Annotated in this window: 18 protein-coding genes and 1 pseudogene; 10 read left to right on the top strand and 9 right to left on the bottom strand. The window is 43.5% G+C overall.

Annotation, left to right across the window (positions count from 1 at the left end):
* Positions 1-176: 176 nt before the first annotated feature.
* On the top strand, positions 177-677 hold the full coding sequence (locus AC1DV1_RS00095) for a VOC family protein (RefSeq protein ID WP_477353587.1): 501 nt from the start codon (positions 177-179) through the stop codon (positions 675-677).
* Between the two features lie 62 nt (positions 678-739).
* Here AC1DV1_RS00095 and AC1DV1_RS00090 read toward each other — a convergent pair whose 3' ends face one another.
* A complete protein-coding gene (locus AC1DV1_RS00090; protein WP_477353585.1) occupies positions 740-889 on the bottom strand; it encodes a hypothetical protein in 150 nt (49 codons plus the stop codon).
* Between the two features lie 184 nt (positions 890-1073).
* On the opposite strand from AC1DV1_RS00090, the gene AC1DV1_RS00085 reads away from it, so the two are divergent.
* Both AC1DV1_RS00085 and AC1DV1_RS00080 read left to right on the top strand, forming a co-directional pair.
* Positions 1074-1349, top strand: a complete 276-nt coding sequence (locus AC1DV1_RS00085; RefSeq protein ID WP_477353584.1) for a hypothetical protein — start codon at positions 1074-1076, stop codon at positions 1347-1349.
* On the top strand, positions 1336-2034 hold the full coding sequence (locus tag AC1DV1_RS00080) for an ATPase (protein WP_477353582.1): 699 nt from the start codon (positions 1336-1338) through the stop codon (positions 2032-2034). The genes AC1DV1_RS00085 and AC1DV1_RS00080 overlap by 14 nt, the downstream gene beginning before the upstream one ends.
* A gap of 65 nt (positions 2035-2099) precedes the next feature.
* Here the strand turns inward: AC1DV1_RS00080 and AC1DV1_RS00075 are convergent, their stop codons facing one another.
* Entirely contained in the window at positions 2100-3131 is a 1032-nt protein-coding gene (locus AC1DV1_RS00075) for a HAMP domain-containing protein (RefSeq protein ID WP_477353580.1), read from the bottom strand.
* A 271-nt stretch (positions 3132-3402) separates the two neighbouring features.
* Between AC1DV1_RS00075 and AC1DV1_RS00070 the strand changes: the two genes are divergently transcribed.
* Positions 3403-4908: an NAD(P)H-hydrate dehydratase gene (locus AC1DV1_RS00070; protein WP_477353579.1), complete on the top strand. Its 1506-nt coding sequence runs from the start codon at positions 3403-3405 to the stop codon at positions 4906-4908.
* Positions 4909-5254: 346 nt separating this feature from the next.
* Here the strand turns inward: AC1DV1_RS00070 and AC1DV1_RS00065 are convergent, their stop codons facing one another.
* The 6 genes from AC1DV1_RS00065 to AC1DV1_RS00040 form a co-directional block, all read right to left on the bottom strand.
* Entirely contained in the window at positions 5255-6106 is an 852-nt protein-coding gene (locus AC1DV1_RS00065; protein ID WP_477353577.1) for an anti-sigma factor, read from the bottom strand.
* A gap of 2 nt (positions 6107-6108) precedes the next feature.
* Positions 6109-6660, bottom strand: coding sequence for an RNA polymerase sigma factor (locus tag AC1DV1_RS00060; RefSeq protein WP_477353575.1), 552 nt, complete (start codon positions 6658-6660; stop codon positions 6109-6111).
* A gap of 24 nt (positions 6661-6684) precedes the next feature.
* A complete protein-coding gene (gene lipA, locus AC1DV1_RS00055; protein WP_477353573.1) occupies positions 6685-7566 on the bottom strand; it encodes a lipoyl synthase in 882 nt (293 codons plus the stop codon).
* A gap of 295 nt (positions 7567-7861) precedes the next feature.
* Positions 7862-8191, bottom strand: a complete 330-nt coding sequence (ytxJ, locus tag AC1DV1_RS00050) for a bacillithiol system redox-active protein YtxJ (RefSeq protein WP_147055835.1) — start codon at positions 8189-8191, stop codon at positions 7862-7864.
* Between the two features lie 356 nt (positions 8192-8547).
* On the bottom strand, positions 8548-9042 hold the full coding sequence (ribH, locus tag AC1DV1_RS00045) for a 6,7-dimethyl-8-ribityllumazine synthase (RefSeq protein ID WP_477353571.1): 495 nt from the start codon (positions 9040-9042) through the stop codon (positions 8548-8550).
* Positions 9043-9348: 306 nt separating this feature from the next.
* A complete protein-coding gene (locus AC1DV1_RS00040; protein WP_477353569.1) occupies positions 9349-10026 on the bottom strand; it encodes a tetratricopeptide repeat protein in 678 nt (225 codons plus the stop codon).
* 746 nt (positions 10027-10772) lie between these two features.
* Between AC1DV1_RS00040 and AC1DV1_RS00035 the strand changes: the two genes are divergently transcribed.
* The 5 genes from AC1DV1_RS00035 (at position 10773) to AC1DV1_RS00015 (ending at position 20579) form a co-directional block, all read left to right on the top strand.
* The gene (locus tag AC1DV1_RS00035) at positions 10773-11135 is read left to right on the top strand and encodes a hypothetical protein (protein WP_477353567.1); all 363 of its coding nucleotides are present in this window, start codon (positions 10773-10775) and stop codon (positions 11133-11135) included.
* Between the two features lie 78 nt (positions 11136-11213).
* Entirely contained in the window at positions 11214-15605 is a 4392-nt protein-coding gene (locus AC1DV1_RS00030) for an RHS repeat domain-containing protein (RefSeq protein WP_477353565.1), read from the top strand.
* A 52-nt stretch (positions 15606-15657) separates the two neighbouring features.
* Positions 15658-19200, top strand: a complete 3543-nt coding sequence (locus tag AC1DV1_RS00025; RefSeq protein WP_477353563.1) for a DUF6443 domain-containing protein — start codon at positions 15658-15660, stop codon at positions 19198-19200.
* Entirely contained in the window at positions 19197-19733 is a 537-nt protein-coding gene (locus tag AC1DV1_RS00020; protein WP_477353560.1) for a hypothetical protein, read from the top strand. The genes AC1DV1_RS00025 and AC1DV1_RS00020 overlap by 4 nt, the downstream gene beginning before the upstream one ends.
* Before the next feature lie 447 nt (positions 19734-20180).
* Complete coding sequence (locus AC1DV1_RS00015) at positions 20181-20579, top strand: hypothetical protein (RefSeq protein WP_477353558.1); 399 nt, start codon at positions 20181-20183, stop codon at positions 20577-20579.
* Between the two features lie 40 nt (positions 20580-20619).
* Here AC1DV1_RS00015 and AC1DV1_RS00010 read toward each other — a convergent pair whose 3' ends face one another.
* The gene (locus tag AC1DV1_RS00010; protein ID WP_477353556.1) at positions 20620-21315 is read right to left on the bottom strand and encodes a hypothetical protein; all 696 of its coding nucleotides are present in this window, start codon (positions 21313-21315) and stop codon (positions 20620-20622) included.
* Between the two features lie 658 nt (positions 21316-21973).
* Here AC1DV1_RS00010 and AC1DV1_RS00005 point away from each other — a divergent pair.
* A pseudogene (locus tag AC1DV1_RS00005) lies at positions 21974-22244 on the top strand (hypothetical protein); the annotation flags it as partial.

Genomic DNA, 22244 nt, shown 5'->3' with positions numbered 1-22244 from the left:
GTTTGAAGTATCCTATTAGGCCCGTTATTTTGCAGCTACAGTAACCCCTTCATGTTTTTATGTGGTAATAATTCACAAAGCCGAGTAAGCACCAAAACTGTTGCGAATGTTTTTCATTTTTTCATCTACCAATTTCGGCGCTCAATTTAGCTACCTTTAATATAAAATTATTGCTGATGAAAAAAATCACACTCGCCGCCTTATTGTCACTTGCGTTTTTGTTGGGCTATGGCTTCAATCAATTAACCCGCCCACCTGTCGGCGCCCCAAGGATAACAGGGCTTGGTGGCATCTTTTTTAAAGCCAAAAACCCGGCGGTGCTAAAGGCCTGGTACGAAAAAAACCTGGGTATGCGCATGGTGGGCAGTGGCACCAACTTTGAATGGCACCAGGGTGTGGACAGTACCAAAAAAGGCTTTACGTTATGGGCACCATTTAAAGAGACAACCAAATATTTTCAGCCCTCAGAAAAACAATTCATGATCAATTACCGGGTAGAACAGCTGGATGCGCTGCTTATCAAACTGAAAGCCTCCGGCATCTTGCCCACAGATTCGGTAGAAAGAGTCAGTTATGGCAGTTTTGCCCACCTGGTGGACCCGGAAGGCAATAAGATTGAACTTTGGGAACCCAATGATGTAGAATATGCCAAAATGGGTACGATAACTACCAAATAGATATTCACCCCGCCAAAAACAACGAAAAGGCCGGAGGTTGGAATTTTGATTACTTATCGATCCTAAATTTCCTCTTTATTCCAGCGCTTCCCTTTATAAGATACCACGGTGCCGTTAAACAAATCAACATCCTTTGGCGCAACCCATTCCTCAACCCGCCTTACCATGTTATAAGGCGATGTTGTGCGCAGCACCCCAATTTTGAAAAACATCCTTTTGATAAATCGAAAGCTAAAGGACGGCATGACAAGGGTGAAGATTCTTCCGTATCATTTGTGATTCTAATTGGAAAACTTATAAGAAACAATGTTTAATTAACATAATGTTGGTAAAGCATATAACCTTACAAATTGTATTTATAACCATATTTTTGTATTTTTACGTAAGATCGAAAGTATGGCTATGGGAATTGTTGATTTAGAAGTTACTACAAAAAACGAAAAATACCTGCTTACAATTAGAGAATTGCGTTCAAAGAATTTTAGCAATAACCTGCCTTTCCTGATTCTCTCGGACAAATTGCCCGATGGGCAGGTTTACCGGGAGTTTCCCGATGGACATATAGAGCTGCAGCAGGTTTTTTTTGCTGGTTCTAATTACACTTATAATTTGATCCGGGTGCTATCGGCGTCTGACGCCAATAAGGTACGTGAGGAAAATGGATTATTCTAAACCAACCTTACTGGTTATCTCCGGCCCAAATGGTGCAGGCAAGTCTACGCACATTCAAACCATGCTTCCTGTTGAGTTCGAGGGGATATTATCATTTGACCGGGACAAAGCCCGAACAATGTTTGAGAAGCAATTGATTGATACAGGTACACCGGCAACCATGATCACCGCAAAAGCAACCCGAATGATGGAAGAACGGCTTGTGGAGGAAATGAAAGCCGCGATAAAGGAAAGAAAACATTTCGTATTAGAAACACCTTTATCTCATCCAGATTACTGGCGCTATATCGATTTGTTTGAAAATAATGTATACCAAATTCAGCTGAACTACCTTTGTCTCGATAAGGTAAATGATTGTATTGCAAGGGTTGGGCAAAGAGTATTGGAGGGCGGACATTATGTTGAACCTGCAACTATAAAAGGTGTTTATCAAAAAAATCTGGAACACATTAACGAATTTATAGGTACATTTAAGGTTATAGAGTTGTATGACGGTATGAGAGTGCCAACCTTATTAGTTAGGATAGAGGACAACGTAATCGCCACAGTTCAATCTCACGCAATAAAAAAGACCTGGATTAAAACCGGGTTACCTGCTATTGCAAATAAAATCAACCGGTATTTTCAATCTGAAATTACCCCGGCCCGAAAATCTCCGCGCAGAAAATTAGGAAGAAAGCCTTAAAACGTAAGTTGCTATGTTTTGGCGATATATAAGTACCCTGAGAATTATACCCAACCTTTTGCAATCTAAACCCCCACCGCCTTAAAAATATGGATTACCCCTGCCGGATAGCTTGCAACGGTAAGCGCATCAAGATCGGGCTTTAAATTGGGCACCATAACTTTAAGCGTTTTTTGTTTAAAATGAGCGCCTTTTAAAGGATTTTCGTTATCGTCTGCCAATATTTTCAGCAGTTTATTAGTTTCGGATAATACTATAATAGACTGGCCGATAATGTGCTTATCGCCCAGGTTTAACATTTTTTTCGCCTCCTGGTTTACAAACAGAATTTCCTGGTTTTCGTTGATGCCAATTACGGCATCGGGCATTTCTTCTGCCAGTGTTTTTATCCGCAGTTCGGCTGCTATGAGTTTGGTAAGGCTGGCATTTTCCTGTTCGCCAAGTTTGGTTGCCATGGTATTAAATGCCTCGGCCAGGTGTGCAAACTCATCGCTTGTTTTAAAATGCAGCCGGGTATCGTAGTTTTTTATGCTGATTTGCTCCAGCCCATCCGCCAGCTCCTCTAAAGGGTTAAGGATAAATCCCGGAAAATTGACAATTAATATAAAAAGGATCAAAAAGGTGATAAATACCATCCCCCCGAGGTACAGGGTAGATTTATTGACGGTGGAGTGAGTGTAATTATTTTTAAGCTCGATAGCATGCATGTTCAGGCCTTCGATATCTTTCAACTGTAGCCTCGCATCCCGCTCGGAAGTTTGCTGCTGATTTAAAGGCAGGGAGGGCGTACTTAACAAAACAAAGGCTTTGCGCAGTTGGGCTGTCGCTGCGCTTTCGCCGGATTCGGTAATGTTGTTCTCTTGCTTTTTTAACGACTTGTCAAATATGTCGGCTACTGCAGGCTTTAGCGGCAGGTCGTTTTCATCCAGAACAGCACGCATCTGGCGGGTATAAGTTAATGTTGCATAGTTGTTTTTTAAGGTGATGCTGGCGGTTTCGGATATTACTTTAATGTAATAGATGGAAACAATGCCAAAAATAACCACCACAATAAACAAGAGGCCAAATCCCAGTAAGAGCTTTTTTTTGATTTTCATAGCTATACAATGTGTTAAAATGTAATAGTACCTTAAGCAGGGGAGGAAGACTAAGCGTAAAGGTAACCAAAAATATATCCGGATTTATAAGGTTTTTGAAGCAAGGAGTACTATTTGATTTCATTTAGCGCCATCTGTTATTTTTTAGTCCGTCCAATAACCTGGCTCGCGCTTTCTGGTTATTACACCATTTACACGCGGACTATGTGTAATTAGTTTTCAATATCATTTCAGCCCAAACAAAACATATAATTCTTAACTTTAAAGTTATATGCTGCCTTTACTCCTCTCCGAACAAATACGCCAGGCTGATGCCTTTACCATCGCCAACGAGCCTATAGCTTCTATCGATTTGATGGAACGCGCTTCGAAAGCATTTGTAGGCTGGTTTATCAATCATTTTCCGGATAAAAACACAAGCATCTCCTTTTATTGCGGCACCGGTAATAACGGCGGCGACGGATTGGCCATCGCCCGGCTGCTAAACGATCATCAATATAAAAAACTAAGCGTTAAAATAGCTTACTTCAGCGAACGGCAGACCGACGAATTTAAGATCAACCTGCAAAGGCTAAAACAAACAGGCATTGATATTATTGAAATAAACAAAGGCGCTGCGCTGCCACCAGACGAAGGCGCTATTTTAATTGACGCGCTACTTGGCACCGGCTTAAATAAGCCGCTAAGCGGCGACTATGAGCGCCTGGTGAGCTGCATCAACAACCTTGACAGAACGATAGTCGCCGTAGACGTGCCAACCGGGTTTTTCTCGGAACGCGAGATATTACCTAATGCCGCGGCAATAACGGCCGACCTTGTAATCACCTTTCAACAGCCTAAAATCAATTTCCTGCTGCCCGAATCGGCACCCTATATTAATTGTTGGGAAGCGGTAAATATTGGCATTAATGAAAGTTTTGTACAATCGTTAAACGCCGAATACCATTTTATTGAAGAGAAAGACATTCGTAAAATACTGAAACCCCGCCGCCCTTTTAGCAATAAAGGCACTTATGGCCACGCGCTTATCATAGCCGGGCAGGAGAAAACCATGGGGGCAGCCTTACTTAGCGCATCGGCCGCGGCACATGCCGGGGCTGGTTTAACAACGGCCTGCGTACCCGCGAGCGGGCTAACCGCTTTAAATAGCTACCTGCCCGAAATTATGGTAATTGTACGTAATGAGCGTGAATGGCCGGAAGTTGAATGGGAGAAATTTAATGTCGTAGCCATTGGGCCCGGTTTGGGCCAGGGCGATGATGCAGCAAAACTGTTAACAGTCCTCATCAAAAATTATAAAAAACCATTGGTTATTGATGCTGATGCTCTTAATTTATTGGCGGGAGATAAAGACTTGTTAAGAAAACTGCCCGCAGGAAGCATTTTAACGCCCCACATGAAAGAGTTTGACCGCCTGTTTGGCGAACACACCAGTTGGTGGAAACGACTGGAAACCGGCCTGGAACAAGCCAAAAAACTGGATATTTATATTGTATTGAAGAACGACTATACCATAACTATAACACCCGAGGGCAAATGTTATTTTAACCCCACAGGGAATGCAGCAATGGCTACAGGAGGAATGGGCGATGTGCTTACCGGCATAATTACTGCTTTGCTGGCCCAAAAATATACTCCTTTAGAAGCTTGTTTGGCAGGAGTTTATATACACGGAAAAGCCGGGGATGAACTTGCCTTGCCAAGCCGCCTTAATGTAGTGTTGCCGGGCAAACTCACAACTCAATTGCCCGTTACCATGGCAAAGTTGATGGCATAAAAAAAGGATGCAAGTATCATACATCCTTTTTTATTAACTATTAACTGATCTTATAAAGAACTAAATACTCATGTTTATGAGTTAGATCTATCACTTTCATTTTCGTTACTTCACAGGCTCTGTTTAATCTAACTGGTTATAAGACGTCGGTGACATCCTAATAGTTACAAAAAAACGAATAAATGGTTTGGCTTATTGTTAAATAACCATTAAATAATTCACAAATTAGGTAACTACTTAACAAACAGACTCCAAATTACCTCAAAATGACAATCAGCGAATATTAAAAAGCTCATAATACAGCATATTATATGCTTAAACTATAATAATCAAGAAAGTTTGGGGATTAAAACTTACCAATAACCATCATTTGGTCCATAGTTGGATTAACACTGCCGCCACGCGGCTCAAGTGTTACCGCAAATGCATCTGCCGAAGCGAGCGATTTCATCTCTTTGATATTCGTAAGCGTATCAGCCGACGAATCAAATACACCCAGATCAACAGGCTTGCCGCCTACCAAGGCCCAAAGCTGGTATTGATGCGCTTTATCATTTACCGGCATTTTCATGTTGGCCATGTCAATAACCACTTTTTTATGTACCGGGCTAAATGCCACAGTTAATGCAGACCCAGGCGTTTTCGCGGTGCCTTTTAATCTTAGCAGCTTGAAGGTAGTATCGCGGTAAACCGTCAACTCGCCGTCCATCAGCTTCACCTGGTTGGCAAAATGCTGCTTATCTGATTGCAGGGCAACCAATTGCTCGTTTGAGGCCTGCAGCTTACTGTAAACATTCACCAAAGCGATGGTGCTTGCTACCAAAAGTGCAAGGCTGGCCGCAAAAGCATATTTATAAAAACCACTTTCCTTTTTTTGAACAGGCAGGGTTACAATATTATCGTCATCCTCCTCGTCCGTCTCATTATCCTTTTGGGGATGCGCTTTACTAAAATTCCTGTCATCGCCCAGGTTGATAAGCAGGCTGCCCAATACGCGGTCGCGTAAATTTTCTGATGGTTCAATCGCGTTTTCCTGTGCATATAATTCCATCGAGCGTTCAATTTCATCCAGTTCGGCTTTTATCTCCGGATATTTTGAAGCCATCTCTTCCACCTGGCGCTTTTCGTCGGGGGTTACATCCCCCAAAACGTAAAGTTCCAGTATCCCTGTCTCTATATATGCTTTTAAATCTTCCACTTTCAATTAAAATGTTTTCTGAGTTCCTGTATGCCCATTCTCAACCTTGTTTTAATAGTACCCAGCGGGATGCCCAGCTCTTCCGCTGCTTCCACGTGTGTATACCCTTTAAAATAAACCAGGTCGATAATTGATTTCTGATCAGGCTTCAACGTCTGAACTAAATCTTTAACACCCATTAACTCAGGCTTGTAAACTGTGCTCCTTTGTTCGTCAATAAAAGTTACGTTATTTTCAATCTCCTGGTTTTTGTTTTGGTTTTTAAAATCTTTTGATCTGATTTTGTCAATTGCCAGGTTGCGGGCAATGTTAACCATCCAGGTAAATAAACGGCCTTTCTCGGCACTGTAACTCGAAAAGGAATGCCAGATTTTTACGAAAGTTTCCTGCAAAATATCTTCTGCTACGGCGGTATCAATAACAATGCGGGATATTACACCATATAATGATGCCGAATACATGTCATAAAGTGCCTCGACGGCAATTTTTTCATGGTTCCTTAATGCAAGCACCAACTCATCTTCCGAAAGCGATATTTTGTGTTTCTTACTCAACGGGGTGAATATATAAAGGAAATGTTATAATTCAAATAAGTGTTTTTCAGCATGATATGATGACCTTACAAGCGGACCGCTTTCTACATATTTAAAACCCTTATCCAGGCCAATTTGTTTTAACCGCGCAAACTGATCCGGATGAATCCAATCCAAAACAGGGTGATGGTTACGGGTTGGCTGCAGGTACTGGCCCAGGGTTAATATATGCACACCAGCTGCCAATAAATCGTCCATAGCTTCCAGCAGATCATCTTCAGTTTCGCCCAGGCCAAGCATAATGCCCGATTTGGTACGCAAACCAGCAGCCGATACATGTTTTAATGCCTCTAAACTACGGTCATATTTAGCCTGAATGCGTACTTCCTTGGTAAGGCGCCTTACGGTTTCCAGGTTGTGCGATACCACCTCGGGGCGGGTTTCCAAAACGCGGGCAAGGTTATCCCAGTTACCACGAAAATCGGGCAACAAGGTTTCTAAAGTCGTTTCGGGGCTTTCGCGACGGATGGCATTGATGGTTTCGGCCCAGATGATGGAACCGCCATCTTTAAGGTCGTCCCTATCTACAGAGGTTATCACACAATGCTTTACCTGCATTAATTTAACCGAAGTAGCTACGCGGTTGGGCTCATCAACATCAACAGCCAGCGGCCTGCCGGTTGCTACAGCGCAAAACGAGCATGAGCGGGTGCAAATATTACCCAATATCATAAAGGTGGCCGTGCCGGCACCCCAGCACTCGCCCATGTTAGGGCAGTTACCACTTTCGCAAATGGTGTGTAGTTTGTGCTCGTCAACCAGGCCGCGCACATGAGCGTATTCTTTTCCGATGGGGAGCTTCACCCTAAGCCAATCGGGCTTACGTTGGATCTGGCTCGCAGCAGGAACTACCGGCAATTCAATCATGGTACAAATGTAGTTAAAAACCGTATAACCAATTATAAGGTTACACGCAGGTTGTAAGAATTATTACAGAATACTGATGCGCAAATATGCAGATGTGCAAATTTCAAATGAGCAGACATGCAGGTTTTTGATGACAGGGTCTTCACTTTTACCCCACATGATACCTTGCTTAGCTGTTACCAACTATCAGCCGGGCAATTGGCGGTAAGTTTAAAGTTAAATTTTCCCCTTTTTTTGACTTAGAGCTTAAGACTTTAGGCTAAAAACAACCCGTCAATTTATCGATGACATTGCATTAGCTTAAAACGCTCAGTGCTTCTTCTACCGAGATGGCTCCGTGCGATTGATCGAGCACACACTCGCCGTCTTTTATCAGCAGCAATTGCGGCGATTCGTGGTGAACCTGGAAAAGCTGGGCCACCTGGGCCGATAACTCGCGATAGCTAATCAGGTCTAAAAAGTAAAGGGGCATATCTTCGGGAAGGTCTTCCCAATCCAGCTCAAAACGGCGCTTGGCCATCATGCTGATAGAGCAACGGGTGCTATGTTTAAAAATCAGGCTGTAACCCTCACGGTTCTTTATCTCGTGCAACTGATCGGCCGACGTAAGCAATATCCAGTTCATATTTTTATATTAGAGTCAAGAATTAAGAGTCAAGAATCAAGAGAACTGCATAAAGCGGTCAATTAACAAGACAAAATAACTCCTTTAAGTTTGAGGCAACACCATCATTACACGGTTGCTTTTTTGTCTTGATTCTTAAATCTTCTTCACAAACGTAATTATAACACAAAATCTGCCGATAGCGACCGGCAGATTACAAAAATGACATTTGCCTGTTAGCGGCCGCTCTTAGGATATGAACCGTAAGCAGGGCACAATTTATTGGAGCATGATGATATGCTGCCAACCGCAAGAGCTATAATAGCTATGTAAATAAGTTTTTTCATTGTATTTTATGCTTAACAGTATAACGTAAATCAGCCCTTCAATGTTTCGGCCAGCGCTGCCATTTTTATAGCGGTAATTGCGGCCTCGTCACCTTTATTGCCATGTTTGCCGCCTGCGCGGTCAATGGCCTGTTGCTGATTATCAGTAGTTAACACCCCAAATATAACAGGTTTTGCATATTTTATGGCAACATTACTTACACCATTTGCAACCGCATTACAAATAAAATCAAAATGGCGGGTTTCGCCCTGTATTACGCAGCCTAAACAAATTACGGCATCAAGCCTGCCGGTTTTTAGCAATAGGTCGGCGCCCGATGTAAGCTCGAAGCTGCCAGGCACCGTGTAGCTCATGATATTAGCCTCCAATGCCCCGTTAGCAACCAAGCTGTTGTAAGCGCCCTGGTATAGCGCATTGGTAATTTCGGCGTTCCACTCGGCCACCACAATGCCAAACCGGTACGGCGCGGCAGACGGGATGGTGGTATGCGAAAAATCTGAAAGGTTTTTTAATTGCGATGCCATTGTTGTTTAAATAATTATGATCATTCCGTCATTGCGAGGTACGAAGCAATCCCCTACGTGCTAAGTCCCCACATAGTTCGGGATTGCTTCGTACCTCGCAATGACGGTAGTTTAGTGCATTCGTTTAACTATATCCGTCGCGCGTCATAACATTTTTTTTCAGGTTTTACCTGATAGATACTCGCAATGACGGTTCTTTATAAAAAAAATGTTCGATTCCCGATTCGCGCAAAGGTAATATTACCTATCTGCAAATCCAAAATCGAACATTCTGTAAATCCGAAATCGCAATTCCGAAATCCGAAATTAAAGTTTCGCGTCTACACGAGCAATATACTCGTCAATATTTTGTGCTTCGGCGCTTTCAGGATATTCTGTTTTAATCCTGTTGTACGCCTCGCTGGCCGATTTATTGTCTTTAGTTTCTTCGTAAACCAAACCTAATTTTTTAAGGTAAAGCGGCGACAGGAATTTGTTTTTTGCCTTATCAACAGCTTTGTTAAAATAAGTTACGGCATTGCTGTAATCCTTCAGTTCAACATAAGCATCACCTGCGCTTCCGTAAGCCTCGGCAGCAACCATGCTGTCGTCGCCACGGTAATTGGTCAGGTTTTCTATCGCTTTATGGTATTCGCCTTTGTTCAGGTAAGCAGTGCCCAGGTAAAAATAAGCCAGGTTTGCAGCTTTGGTATTGCTGTAATCGCTTATTATCTTTTTAAAACCCGGGTAGCTGGCATCGCCGTTAATGGCTTTGTCCCAGTCTTTTTTAGCCCAAAAATCCTGCGCAACATACATTTGGTTGGCCGCCTTGGTTTCCAGCGGACCTAAGTACACTTTAAGGTATAAAAAGTAAATTACAATAAGGGCCACTACAGCACCACCTATAAAAAGTAAGCTTTTTTGATTCTCGCGTACGAAGTTGCCACTCTGGCCGAAAGTAGTATCCGGTGCAGCAACTTTGGTATTCGCCTGGGTTTTTGACATTGTTATAACAAAATTAAGTTTGCAAAGTTACGGTTTTCAAAATTTCTGGCAATAGCTTATTGTTAATTATTTAAACGACGTTTTTGGGGTGTGGTTGATTGGTTGGATTTGGTGAATGGTTGATTAAGTGAGTGGTTGTTTGGCAGTCCTCGTAAAACACTCGCCACACACAATATTATAATCTAATTAACCGCTCACTTAATCAACTACTCTCTTAGTCAACCACTCACCCGCCAAGCAGACTTTTGACTTTTAAATTTTTACTTTTGACTTAAAACAAGGGCGTTTCCCCGTTGGTAGAAACGGGGCCAGGCCTTCCATTCATACTACACAAGGCCTTAGCCACGGGCCGGTATCCATTGCAGTCCTTAACGCGCTTATCTGAACCGGGATTTATCAGATTAACAGATTCTCAGGATTTTTTATTTACTAAACCATTCACTCCTCACCTTTTCTTCTTGCTACCTGATACTAACTACTTGCTACTAAAAAAGCTACTGACAAGGTAGTGTCACCAGTAATTTTTAACAGTTGCCGTAAGTTTGGAGTATGTTTGAACCGAATGCGTTGCTTAAAATTCATTTATCTTTGCTCCTTCATTTCAAAATCCATCGTCTAAAAAGCCGGGGCATTTCCCGCTCCTTTAAGTTTAAAAAAAAATTAAAAAAACTTGCAGGTTTGCCCGTAAGTAATATCTTTGTTACCTAACTACTATTGTTACCAACCTACTAAATAACCTTATCACAATGAAAATAAGACCATTCGTCGCGGCCGTGCTATCGGCATCAGCCGCTCTCTGTCTTGCCGCCGCACCGTTCAACCTTCAGGGTAAGTGGACGGGCAGTCTTCGCCAAACGGACAGCACCGCCTACCCTTTAACCTATAATTTTACGCTTATCGGCGATTCTGTTGCCGGTACTGCCAAAAGCCCGCTGGGCGAGTTTCCGATTGACCAGGGCAAACTGGATACCGCCGGGCTGCACTTTAAAGTTACCGTAAACGGGCTTGATTTGTACCACAACGGAACGGTGTACGCCGATTCTATCGGGATGAATATCAGCCTGAATGGCTCTGTTGTTCATTGTACGCTTCGTCGCGACAGTATTTAAAGATTTTATCGAATCCCCTTTTGTAGCCCGGAATCAGGCTGTTGCTTCTTTATTTAATAGATTATATACATTTTAAAAATGACCTTTAACCTTAAACGATTATTGCTTTTTGTTTTGCTGATAACAGCATGCAAAACCATGCTTGCACAGGCGCCAACTTTGGCAAAAGTGGTACCACCATCGCCTAACATGCAGGCGTTTCAAAAATATGGTAACATTCCGATAAGTAATTATACTGGGTTGCCCAACATCAGCATACCGTTATACAATATCAAATTCAGGGATATCAGCTATCCTTTGTCATTAAGCTATCATGCCGGCGGCATTAAGGTATCGGAGGAGGCCAGCCAGGTTGGTCTTGGTTGGGTTTTAAATGCAACGGGATCTATTTCGCGTAACGTCATAGGCGACGATGACTTTTACGGCTCTGGATATTTCCACAGTGCTTTTAACAGTGTACCCGATTTCTCGGGCGGTCAGGGCCCCCGCGATTTGATGAGTTATGGCGTTATAATGAACCTGTTTAATAAAAACCAATCGCCAACCATGTTTACCAGGGATATGACCCCGGAATTTACGTCCATCCCACCCTATGATTTCCAGCAGGATCAATATAATTATAATTTCAACGGCCACTCGGGCAAGTTTGTGTTAAACCGCGATTACCAGGCTATTATCCAAAAACAGGAAAAACTTAAAATTAGCTGCACCACAGATGCAACAAGTTGGAAAATAGTGGGTGATGATGGCTTTATATATGATTTTACTGCTTATGAAACATACCATGATGAAACGGGCGACCATAAATCGGCCTGGTATTTAACCAAAATAACTTCACCAACCGGTAATTTTATTACACTTAATTACACATCTGTTAACCGCACGGTGAAAACTATCGGAAGTTGGTCAGAAAGCTGGGATTATTACGATCCGCCGGTATATTCTGGTATAGAACAACCTATGTTTATGACTCACAATACCGGGCACCAGGTGGGTACAGTACCCGGCAAAGAATACGCGCTGGTAGTGTTGGATAATATTGATTTTAACACCGGGGTGGTTAAATTTAACTACTCGGACCGCGATGACGTTGTTGATGATAAGAAATTAGATGGCATCAGCATTTTTACCAAGGACGTAAATGGGGTAGTGAGCACAACACCATTTAAAACAGTTTCACTTACTTATGGGTATTTTGACCATGGTTTAACAGATGATGATGCCGGCACCGGCACCGCCAATAACTCCAAAAGGCTGAAACTGCTGCAGGTACAGCAAACCGGATATTATGGAGGAAACACCGTTTCTGAGAATCCTTATGTTTTCAAATATAACGAAACTAATTTTATGCCGGCCAAAGGCTCCTTCGCCAGGGACCACTGGGGATACTACAACGGTATAACCATTACTTCTTCCCTGGTACCATCTGTAATAGAATTAAGCTCACCTGACCCTATCACAGCTTATATGGGTGTGCCGGGGCCCGAAAGAGAACCCAACGCTAACCTGGTAGGCACTTATTCCCTCACCGCGATACAATATCCTACGGGCGGGCTGACGGAATTTCAATACGAGGCGAATGATTTTGACGAACAGCAATCGCGGGTAAACGATTTCAGCTACTTTAATAAAACCTTTACCGTTCAGTCAAAATCTGTCGTACTAAACTATGACAACCAGGTTGGACAACAGATATACCCGTCGAATATCCTGGATATATCCGACGAATATATGTATGTGCCCAATCAATTCCAGCCAAGCGCCAACAGTACGGTTAAAGTAAGATTTGACATCCGCTTTTCTGATTTTAACGCCTGTACAAATTTGCCGTATCCTTTCCCTACTACCGATAAGGTAACCTTTGATTTTTATGATGTTACAGGTACTAATCTTATATTTCATAAGGATGCATCATATTTCCCTACCTGCACGGGAGGAAATACCGAAAACTGTATGAGTTGCAGCGGACCTGTGTTTACCTATACCATGACTAACCTTACCCTGCCACCAGCTAAATACATGCTCAAGGTGCATGTCGATCCTTCTTACTCTGCGTCTATCCAGGATATTCATTTTACGTTTACGTATTATACCCAAACAGGGTCTCAAAACCTCAACGCCGTTGCCGGAAACGCCAACTACTCTACCGGCGGGGGGCAGCGCATCAAAAGGATCATTGATCATGATGCGGCCAACCCGGCAAACATCAACGTAAAAAAGTTCAACTATCATTATTTTGCCAATAAGAATAATACCGGTACGCAGGAGTATAGTTATGGCAGGCGTATGTCGCACCCGGTTTATACCAATTTTTCATTTTCAAATGATGTTCACGTGAGGCATTACGGAGGGTATACTGAGGTATATCCGGTTATAGGCACCCACATGATGCGATCTGCTGATAGTAATATACCGCTTGATGGCTCTGCCGGCGGCGCGGTTGTGGGTTATGACCAGGTGGAAGTGCTGGATGGTGAAAACGGGGAGAACGGGAAAACGATTTATACTTATGTTAACCAGCCCGACAATGTCTCTGACTACAGCATGTACGGGCTGCCCATCCAGGCGCCCTTCGCCTCTAACGTTCCGGAAATTAACAATGGCAATTTACTCACGGAAACCACTTACAAAAACGTATCAGGCCAGTTTATAAAAGTTAAACAGGTAACCAATACCTATTATGAAATTCCGGCCATACAAAACGATGTTTTCGGCCTGGAAAACAGGGTGCCCGCGTGTTACCATTTTGAAGACGAAACCCTGTCAAATTCGCTCCCTACCGACCCGGCCATGCGTAATATTGTTACTTATTTTAATATGCGGTCGAAATTTATTTACCAGGGGCAAACCAATGAACGGGTTTACGATCCGCTGGATAACACCAATACAAAGTACTATGAATCCAATACGGTTTACAACTATGACAACGTAGCACATTTGCAGCCCACCAGTATAGTAACCAGCAACAGTAAGGGCGAAACCGTTACCACCTATAACAAATACCCGCTTGATTATACCATTACCGGTACGGCTACCGATGCTAAAGCTTTGGGCGTGCAAAACCTGGTAACCAAAAACCTGGTTAAGCCGGTAATTGAAAAATACGTTAAAAAAATAAATGCCGATGGTACCAATACCAGGATAACCAACGGCGTGTTTACCTCCTACAAAGCCACGCAGCCATTACCTGATGTACTGCAGGCTACCAACAGCATATCGCCAATGGCCAATTTTGTTCCGGCAACTATTACGGCATCTTCGTCTACTATCGATTCCCGTTATAAACAATATGTAATTTTTGACGCTTATGACAGTTATGGCAATTTACTGCAGCAGCATAAATTAAACGGTGTTAGCAGCTCCTATATATGGGATTATAAATCAACCATGCCTATAGCCGAGGCCATAAACGCCACACCGGCCAATATAGCCTATACCAGCTTTGAATATGACGGAACTGGTAATTGGACTATCGCTTCAACCGCACGGGATATTACAACAGCAGCCAAAACAGGGAAGGCATCCTATAACCTGGCCAACGGCAACATCACCAAAAGCGGCCTTACCGCGGCCAGCAGTTACGTGGTATCCTATTGGAGCAAAAGCACCACCCCGCTTACCATAACCGGCACCATTAGCGGTTACCCGGTAAATGGCACTACCGCACAGGGGTGGACTTACCATGAGCACCGCGTTACCGGGCTTACCACGGTTACCATATCGGGCACAGGTAATATCGATGAACTGCGGCTTTACCCGGTAAATGCGCAGATGACTACCTACACGTATGAGCCGTTGGTGGGCCTTACCAGCAGCACCGATGCCAAAAACAACACTACTTATTACGAATATGACGGACTGCCGCGTTTGTTAAACATCCGCGACCAGGACGGTAATATCCTTAAAAACTATACTTATAGCTATGTATCCTTTGCCCCCACCTGGACAGATAATACAAACAGGATGTGTGTACTGGGAGCTAACGGAGGCAACACCGGCGAGCAGTTAAGGCAGGAAACCGACACCAACCCTTTGAGTACCACATATAACCAGTCGCGATGGGTGAGCAACGGCACCAACACTACGGCCTGCCCTTTACCGGCGGCTGTGTATGTAAAACAAACGGTAGGCAGCACCAGTGTAAGCAACGGGCTTACCTACAATACCCTGAAGTTTAATACCTATAGCGATGTCAACTGCACTAATTTAATAAACGCGCCGGTAGCGCTCACTGTTAATTACAAGTATGTGACAACGGCAAGCTACGCCGACGGGCGAACACCCAACCCGGTAGCCACAACCACCAATACAACCATCACCATTGCAGCAGGCACCAACCAGGCAACCAGCGGCTCCATTATTATTTCGGGTTGTTTTGGTATTGGCACCAAGCAAATTTGTTATACGCCCAATACGGTGATAACGGTATTGCCGGGCACGGGTTATACACCATGGGTACCGGATATTTGATGTTTGTATAACTGTAACAGAAATACCTATTTAACCTTACCAAACCGAGCAAATGGAATTAATACAAAAGATATATAAAAGCAGCCTGCTGATGGCAGGTTTGCTTTGCATTATACAAGCCGGGCAGGCCCAGACAGCCAGCCCAAACTACATCCGTACGCGGGTACCCCGTACGCCGATTACAACTGTAGCCCAGCTGGACGCCGCCACTACAGACAAGACACAGGTGATGACGACCATGGACTATATTGACGGCCTTGGCCGCCCGCTGCAAACAGTACAAAGGCAGGGATCGCCATTGGGTAATGATATTATCCAGCCCTTTACCTATGATGCCTACAGCCGCGAGGCGCAAAAATATTTGCCTTATGTAAGCACATCTACCAATTATGGCAGTTACCGCACCGATGCGTTTGGCGCCACTACGGGTGTAAAAGCTTTTTATAACCCGGCAAACGGAACGGCAGAAGGCAAGCAGGCCAACGGTATAGTACTGACGCAATACCCTTATACACCCGTAGGTTTCGAGAACTCGCCACTAAATACTGTTGTAGAACAGGGAGCGCCTGGCGCCGCCTGGCAAATTCCGGGCGCGCCGGATGCCGCCAGTAATAACCACACGGCACGCTCAGTACAAACCCTTAACGATCAAACCAGTTTCAGCACAGCAACAACGGGCAATATAGGCAGCCATATGGTTGCCTTGTACCAGGCACCCATTAATGCCAATGGCAGCCGCTCGCTTACGCGTACCGGCAATACAGCAACCTACGATAACGGGCAACTGTTAGTTGTTATCAGCCGTAACGAGAACTGGAAAAATACCGATGGCTGTTTTGGTACTACCGAAGAGTATAAGGATAAAGAAGGCCATGTGCTGCTAAAGCGCACCTACAACATTAAGGCGGGAACCACACCCACGGCCGAAATGCTAAGCACCTATTATGTGTATGATGATATGGGTAACCTGGCTTTTGTACTGCCGCCGGGGGCAAACCCCGATGCCACAGCAGCCATAAGCCAAACCACGATAGATACCAAATGTTATCAATACCGTTATGACGCCCCCGGAAGGCTTTATCAAAAAAAGATACCGGGCAAAGGCTGGGAGTTTGTGATCTATAACGGTTTAGACCAGCCCGTAGCCACCCAGGATTCGGTACAGCGGATGAAGGCTATCCAGGAGTGGACTGTAACCAAATACGACCCTTTGGGGAGGGCGGTGATTACCGGTGTTTACCAGTACGGTACCACGGCAGGTGCCGATAACCATGTTGCCGTACAAACTGCGGCCGATGCGGTAACTACGCTATGGGAAACCCCCGTAAGCACCGGCACGGGCTATACTGCCGCAGCCTGGCCCACTGCATGGACAACTACGCTGAGTGTAAGCTATTATGACATTTATAACAATATCCCCGGGCTACCCAGCCTTTATAACCAGCAAGCCAATGTGCTGTACAGCCCACAAACCACAGGGCTTGCCACGGCAAGCAAGACACTAGTGCTGAACACCACGGCCGACTACCTGTGGAGTGTGCCTTATTACGATAAAGAGGGCAAGCCAATCCGTACGTTCAGTGAGCATTACCTGGGTGGCAGCACCTGGTTAAGCCCGTATAATTATGACGATGTACAAACGGTTTACAATTTTGTAAAACAACCTTTAACAGTTACCCGCCTTCACTATAATAAAAATAGCGGCGGCACTGCCGCGGTACTGATGCTGACCTCGGCCGACAGTTACACCTATGACCATATGGGCCGACGGTTAAAAAGCTCGAATCAGCTGACTGATGGCACAAACACAGCCCAACAGCAGGTAGTGGTTTCGCAGAGCGTTTATAATGAAATAGGGCAGCTGAAGCAAAAAGGACTACACTCGATTAACGGCACCAGCTTTTTGCAAAACGTAAACTATAGATACAATGCCAGAGGTTGGCTTACCAATATCAATAATGGAAGCCTGACCAACGACCCCCTGACCAGTACCGACCTGAACGACCAGTTCGGCATGGATTTAAAGTATGACGATGCGGCAGCGCCTCAGTATAATGGCAACATCGGCAGTGTGAAGACCCTGACCGGGGCATTATCGGGGGCCACCCTACCTGCGCTCACCTATAACTATACTTACGATAAGCTGAACAGGCTAACAGATGCGATATCTACCACATCGGCAGCCAACGACGGTTTTTACAGTGAAAACCTGACTTACGATCCTATGGGCAATATCCAGACGCTGAAACGGTATGACAAGAACGGAGCAGCAGCGCAATTGATAGACAACCTGAATTATATTTACGTAACTGGCAACAAGATTGACCGGATTGATGACGCCGGTACCGCAGCAGGGTTTAACAATGCGGTAAGCCAGGCGGGCGAGTACACTTATGACGGTAACGGCAGCCAGCTTACCGACCTGAACCGTGGGCTTACGCAGGCTTATAATATGCTTAACCTGCCGCAAACGGTGACAAAGTCTGGCATTTCGATAGCGTATATTTATGATGCCACAGGCCGGAAACTCAGGAAACTATCAACGAATAGCGGCATAACCACTGTTACAGAATACATCGCTGGCATCCAGTATCAATATTCTACCGCAACCCCGGTGCTTGACTTTATATCGACAGAGGAAGGCCGGGCACGCAAAAGCGGCTCTGTGTACAAGTACGAGTATGATTTAAAGGATCATTTGGGCAATACAAGGATCACAACAACATGGAACGCGTCGGATGCAACACAGATGACACCGCTGAATTCGCAACGGAGCGATTATTATGCATTTGGGTATGCTATACAAAGTTTACAAGGCACTACGCCAAGTCCGAAAAATCAGTACCTTTATAATCATAAGGAATTACAGGAGGAGACAGGGCTTTACGATTACGGCGCAAGGTTCTATGATCCGGTGATTGGGAGGTGGGGAGTAGTTGATCCATTGGCTGAGAAAGGAAGAAGGTGGTCACCTTATATATATGGGTTTGATGAACCGACGCTCTTTATTGATCCTGACGGGATGTGGTCTATTGTTTCACATTACCGGATGACAAAGAGAGCACTAATTGCGGCAGGTGTCGATAGAAAAACGGCTAAGGAAATCGCGCATTACGCATCCACCGCTGCCGATCATCCTACAAAGCTTATTTTATTGGCGAATCAGATTATGGGGGTATTTGGTGGGACAAATCCTAAGGAGCTGAGCTATAAAAAAGGTGTGGATTATTCAGATAATAAAAATAGTCAAAATTATGAAAAAGAGAATCAAACAATTCACGCTACAAGGGGGACGCTGGGTGAAGAATCAAATGTAACAGCTGCACAAGCTGTAGAAAGAACAGTTAAATCGGCAACGGCAATTTTTGAAAAATTTGCGGGCCAGGATTTAAGTACTTTGTCAGTTGCTGATAAGAAGGCCGTTGGATTAGCATTTCATGGTATAGAAGATGCTGACGCGCATAATGGTGCGACCTGGACAAAAGAACCTGGTAAACAAACGCACAGTAGCATGAATGATTTATTTGGCGATAAGACTAAGGCCAAAGATGATGCCAAAGCAGCTGCTTTGAAGTATTTTAAAACTGAAGAATGATGAAAAGTAGTCGTATTGTTTTAATTTTGAGTCTTTTTCTACAAGGCTGTTGGGTTTGCGAAAAATCTTATAATACTGAAGCTGAAATAAAAAGCAATAAACCTCTTTTTAGAAAAGACAGCTTAAATATGAGCTGTTATTTAAACTTAGATAATGACAAAGATCTCACGATTAATGTATGGTTTGACAAAGACAACCACAGCGAAAAGATCAACGATATGACTATAAAGATAATATCATCAGATTCCGCGGATATTAAACTTGATTATGTAAGGATGTTACCCTTGAGCCAAGGTAACGATGCTCGTTTTAGGGAGGAGTTTAAAAAAGATCGTTTTGAAGATTTACCTGATAAATATCGATTTACAGTGGTTAACAATGAAATCGTTGACTATACATTTGACTTCAAATCAAAGAAAAATATAAAATCCAAGAGTCTAATTATTTCTATTTTAATTATTTTGCCGAATAAGAAAATTTCTATAACAGAAACATTCTATCTACAAAAGAGATGTTATTTTTCGGTACATTAGTACTGTCCAGCCGAGAAAGGGATATTCTCCGGCTACCGCAAGCGCTTTCTCCAGCCCCCAGCTACCGCCAGCGTTTTTCGCTGCCGCAAGGTCCAGCCTTGTGGCCCGCTGATAGGTAAATGCTATGCTAAGTAATAAAAATACAAAATCCCGGGTGCACGTTTCACCCGGGGTTTTGTATTTTTAAACGGAGTAAAGAGCAATACAATAGCATTAAGGGTAACAACAGACATTGTTGATTGTCCTAAAGGCATGGTGTATACTTAGCATGCGGGCGCACAAGCCAGGAGGCTTGCGTCAACGGGGGGCAAACAAAAGGACAAATTAGTCGATCAAAGGGAGGGGTAACACCTGGGGCATCAATGTCGCTTGGCTTTTCACCAACATTAAGTTTCATAGTAAACGTTAATGGTTCAATTAATGTGGGGATTAAAATATCTCGTAAAAATGATGACGACTAAATATAATTCACTTGGTATAGGAATCTTTAAATACAATCAAGCGTTGGCATTTATCTGCTCGTTATTAATCATAGCTATTAATTTCATGCTGGGTTCTTCGTTGTTCTTTTGGACTTTTTTGATAGGAATGTTATTGATAATTAATCTGATTTGGTATTTATTCAGTGATATAAAATGGAATAGTGAATTTTTTGTGATAGAAAAATTTTTAAGGAAGAGTGAAATAGCATCTAGCAGCTTTGTAAAAGTAGACAGGATATTTTTTAATGTATTTGTTATACGTTTTACAACTGGTAAGTTTTATTATGCTGGAGATTTTAAATCACTTGTCGAAAGCCCCGTAGATATAACAAACACGCTCAAGGCGAATTTAAATAAAGAATGATTGCAATTAGCCTGGATAAGACATTGTATGTTTATCCAGGCTATAATTTATATTGAATATTAAGGACTTGATCGTCGTTAAGATAAGGATATACGTCAATGCTAAATTGGTGATTTGTTTTTGTTCTACTTATGATGCCGGATATATGTAGTATTTCAGTTCCTCCAATTGTACTAAATTGAAAGCCGATTGACCTAAACCCTTTAATATTTCCTAGACGAGACTCTGCCTTTCTTATACTTGATACAAGTATATTTTTATTATACTTAATTATAGCGCCGTCATTTAGCATTGGTTTGAGGTCTTGAAAGTTGCCAGACTTAATTAAATCCACCACTTTCTCAACCAAAATCATTTTCTCCGCAACTATTTTTAGCTGCGCTGTTGAGTATGTAAAAGTGCTTTTTATACCGTTTTTAAAAATGAGCACACTCTTTATGTGATCGTACCTTTCTTTGCTCGTTCCTAGCTGATTAAAACATAGATATGCAATATTGGAAGCAGGGAAGTCAGGAATGTCAATAAATGGCTCTACTGTTTCGCTATTGCTTAGCTCAATTTCCAAGTATTGGTCTTTATCACCATTGATTGATTTGGCGATACCAATTGAATATTTGCAATTTCCACCGTAATAAGAGATTACTTCGTCAACCCCTTTGACTTCATTGTTAAACGAGTTGCATGAACATTGGGCAACAACTATTATAAAAAATAAGACAGTATATCGGGTCATCATTATCATTTAACCAAATATATATATTTTTACATTAAAAGTCCTTGCTGCCCCTCGCTACCGCGAGGGCTTTTTGAACGCTACCGCAGGCCTCCCGGCCTGTGGTACACATGCAAGGAGGGTGCTTGTTGGATAATGTGCTGTTGTAAAATAAACAGAGCCTGGCGGAGATGCCGGGCTTTGTTATTTAATGGGCGTAAGCTTTCCGGTCTTTTTTTGTATAGTCGCAGCTCGCGGTCAAGTAGGCAAGGGCGTTTCAGCCCAAGCCTCTCGCAGAACCGTACGTGAAGCTCCCTCGCTGATAGGTATACGCTATGCAAAGCCAACTTCAAATCGCAAGCTGGCCTCCAGCTACCGCAAGCGTTGTTGCTGCCGCAACGTCCAGCCTTGTGGCCCGCTGATAGGTAAACGCCATGCAAAGTAATGCATGTGCAACACCCGGATGTTTTAATTTCATCCGGGTGTTTTTGTATACCCGCAGCTCGCGTAAAGGATAGAAACGGATACCGGCCTGTGGCTAATGCCTCTTGTAGTATGAGTGGATAGCCTGGCGCCCCGATTTTATCGGGGCGTACGCCATGATATTAAGTCAAAAGCCAAGCCCCGTGCTGAACACCCACGACCTATCCCGACCACGGCCGACAGTTACACCTATGACCATATGGGCCGACGGTTAAAAAGCTCGAATCAGCTGACTGATGGCACAAACACAGCCCAGCAGCAGGTAGTGGTTTCGCAGAGCGTTTATAATGAAATAGGGCAGCTGAAGCAAAAAGGACTACACTCGATTAACGGCACCAGCTTTTTGCAAAACGTAAACTATAGATACAATGCCAGAGGTTGGCTTACCAATATCAATAATGGAAGCCTGACCAACGACCCCCTGACCAGTACCGACCTGAACGACCAGTTCGGCATGGATTTAAAGTATG

The organism is Mucilaginibacter sp. P4_D1 (genome assembly GCF_056401935.1).
The sequence above is the reverse complement of the archived record's forward strand: the minus strand, read 5'-3'. Positions and strand labels throughout refer to the sequence as shown.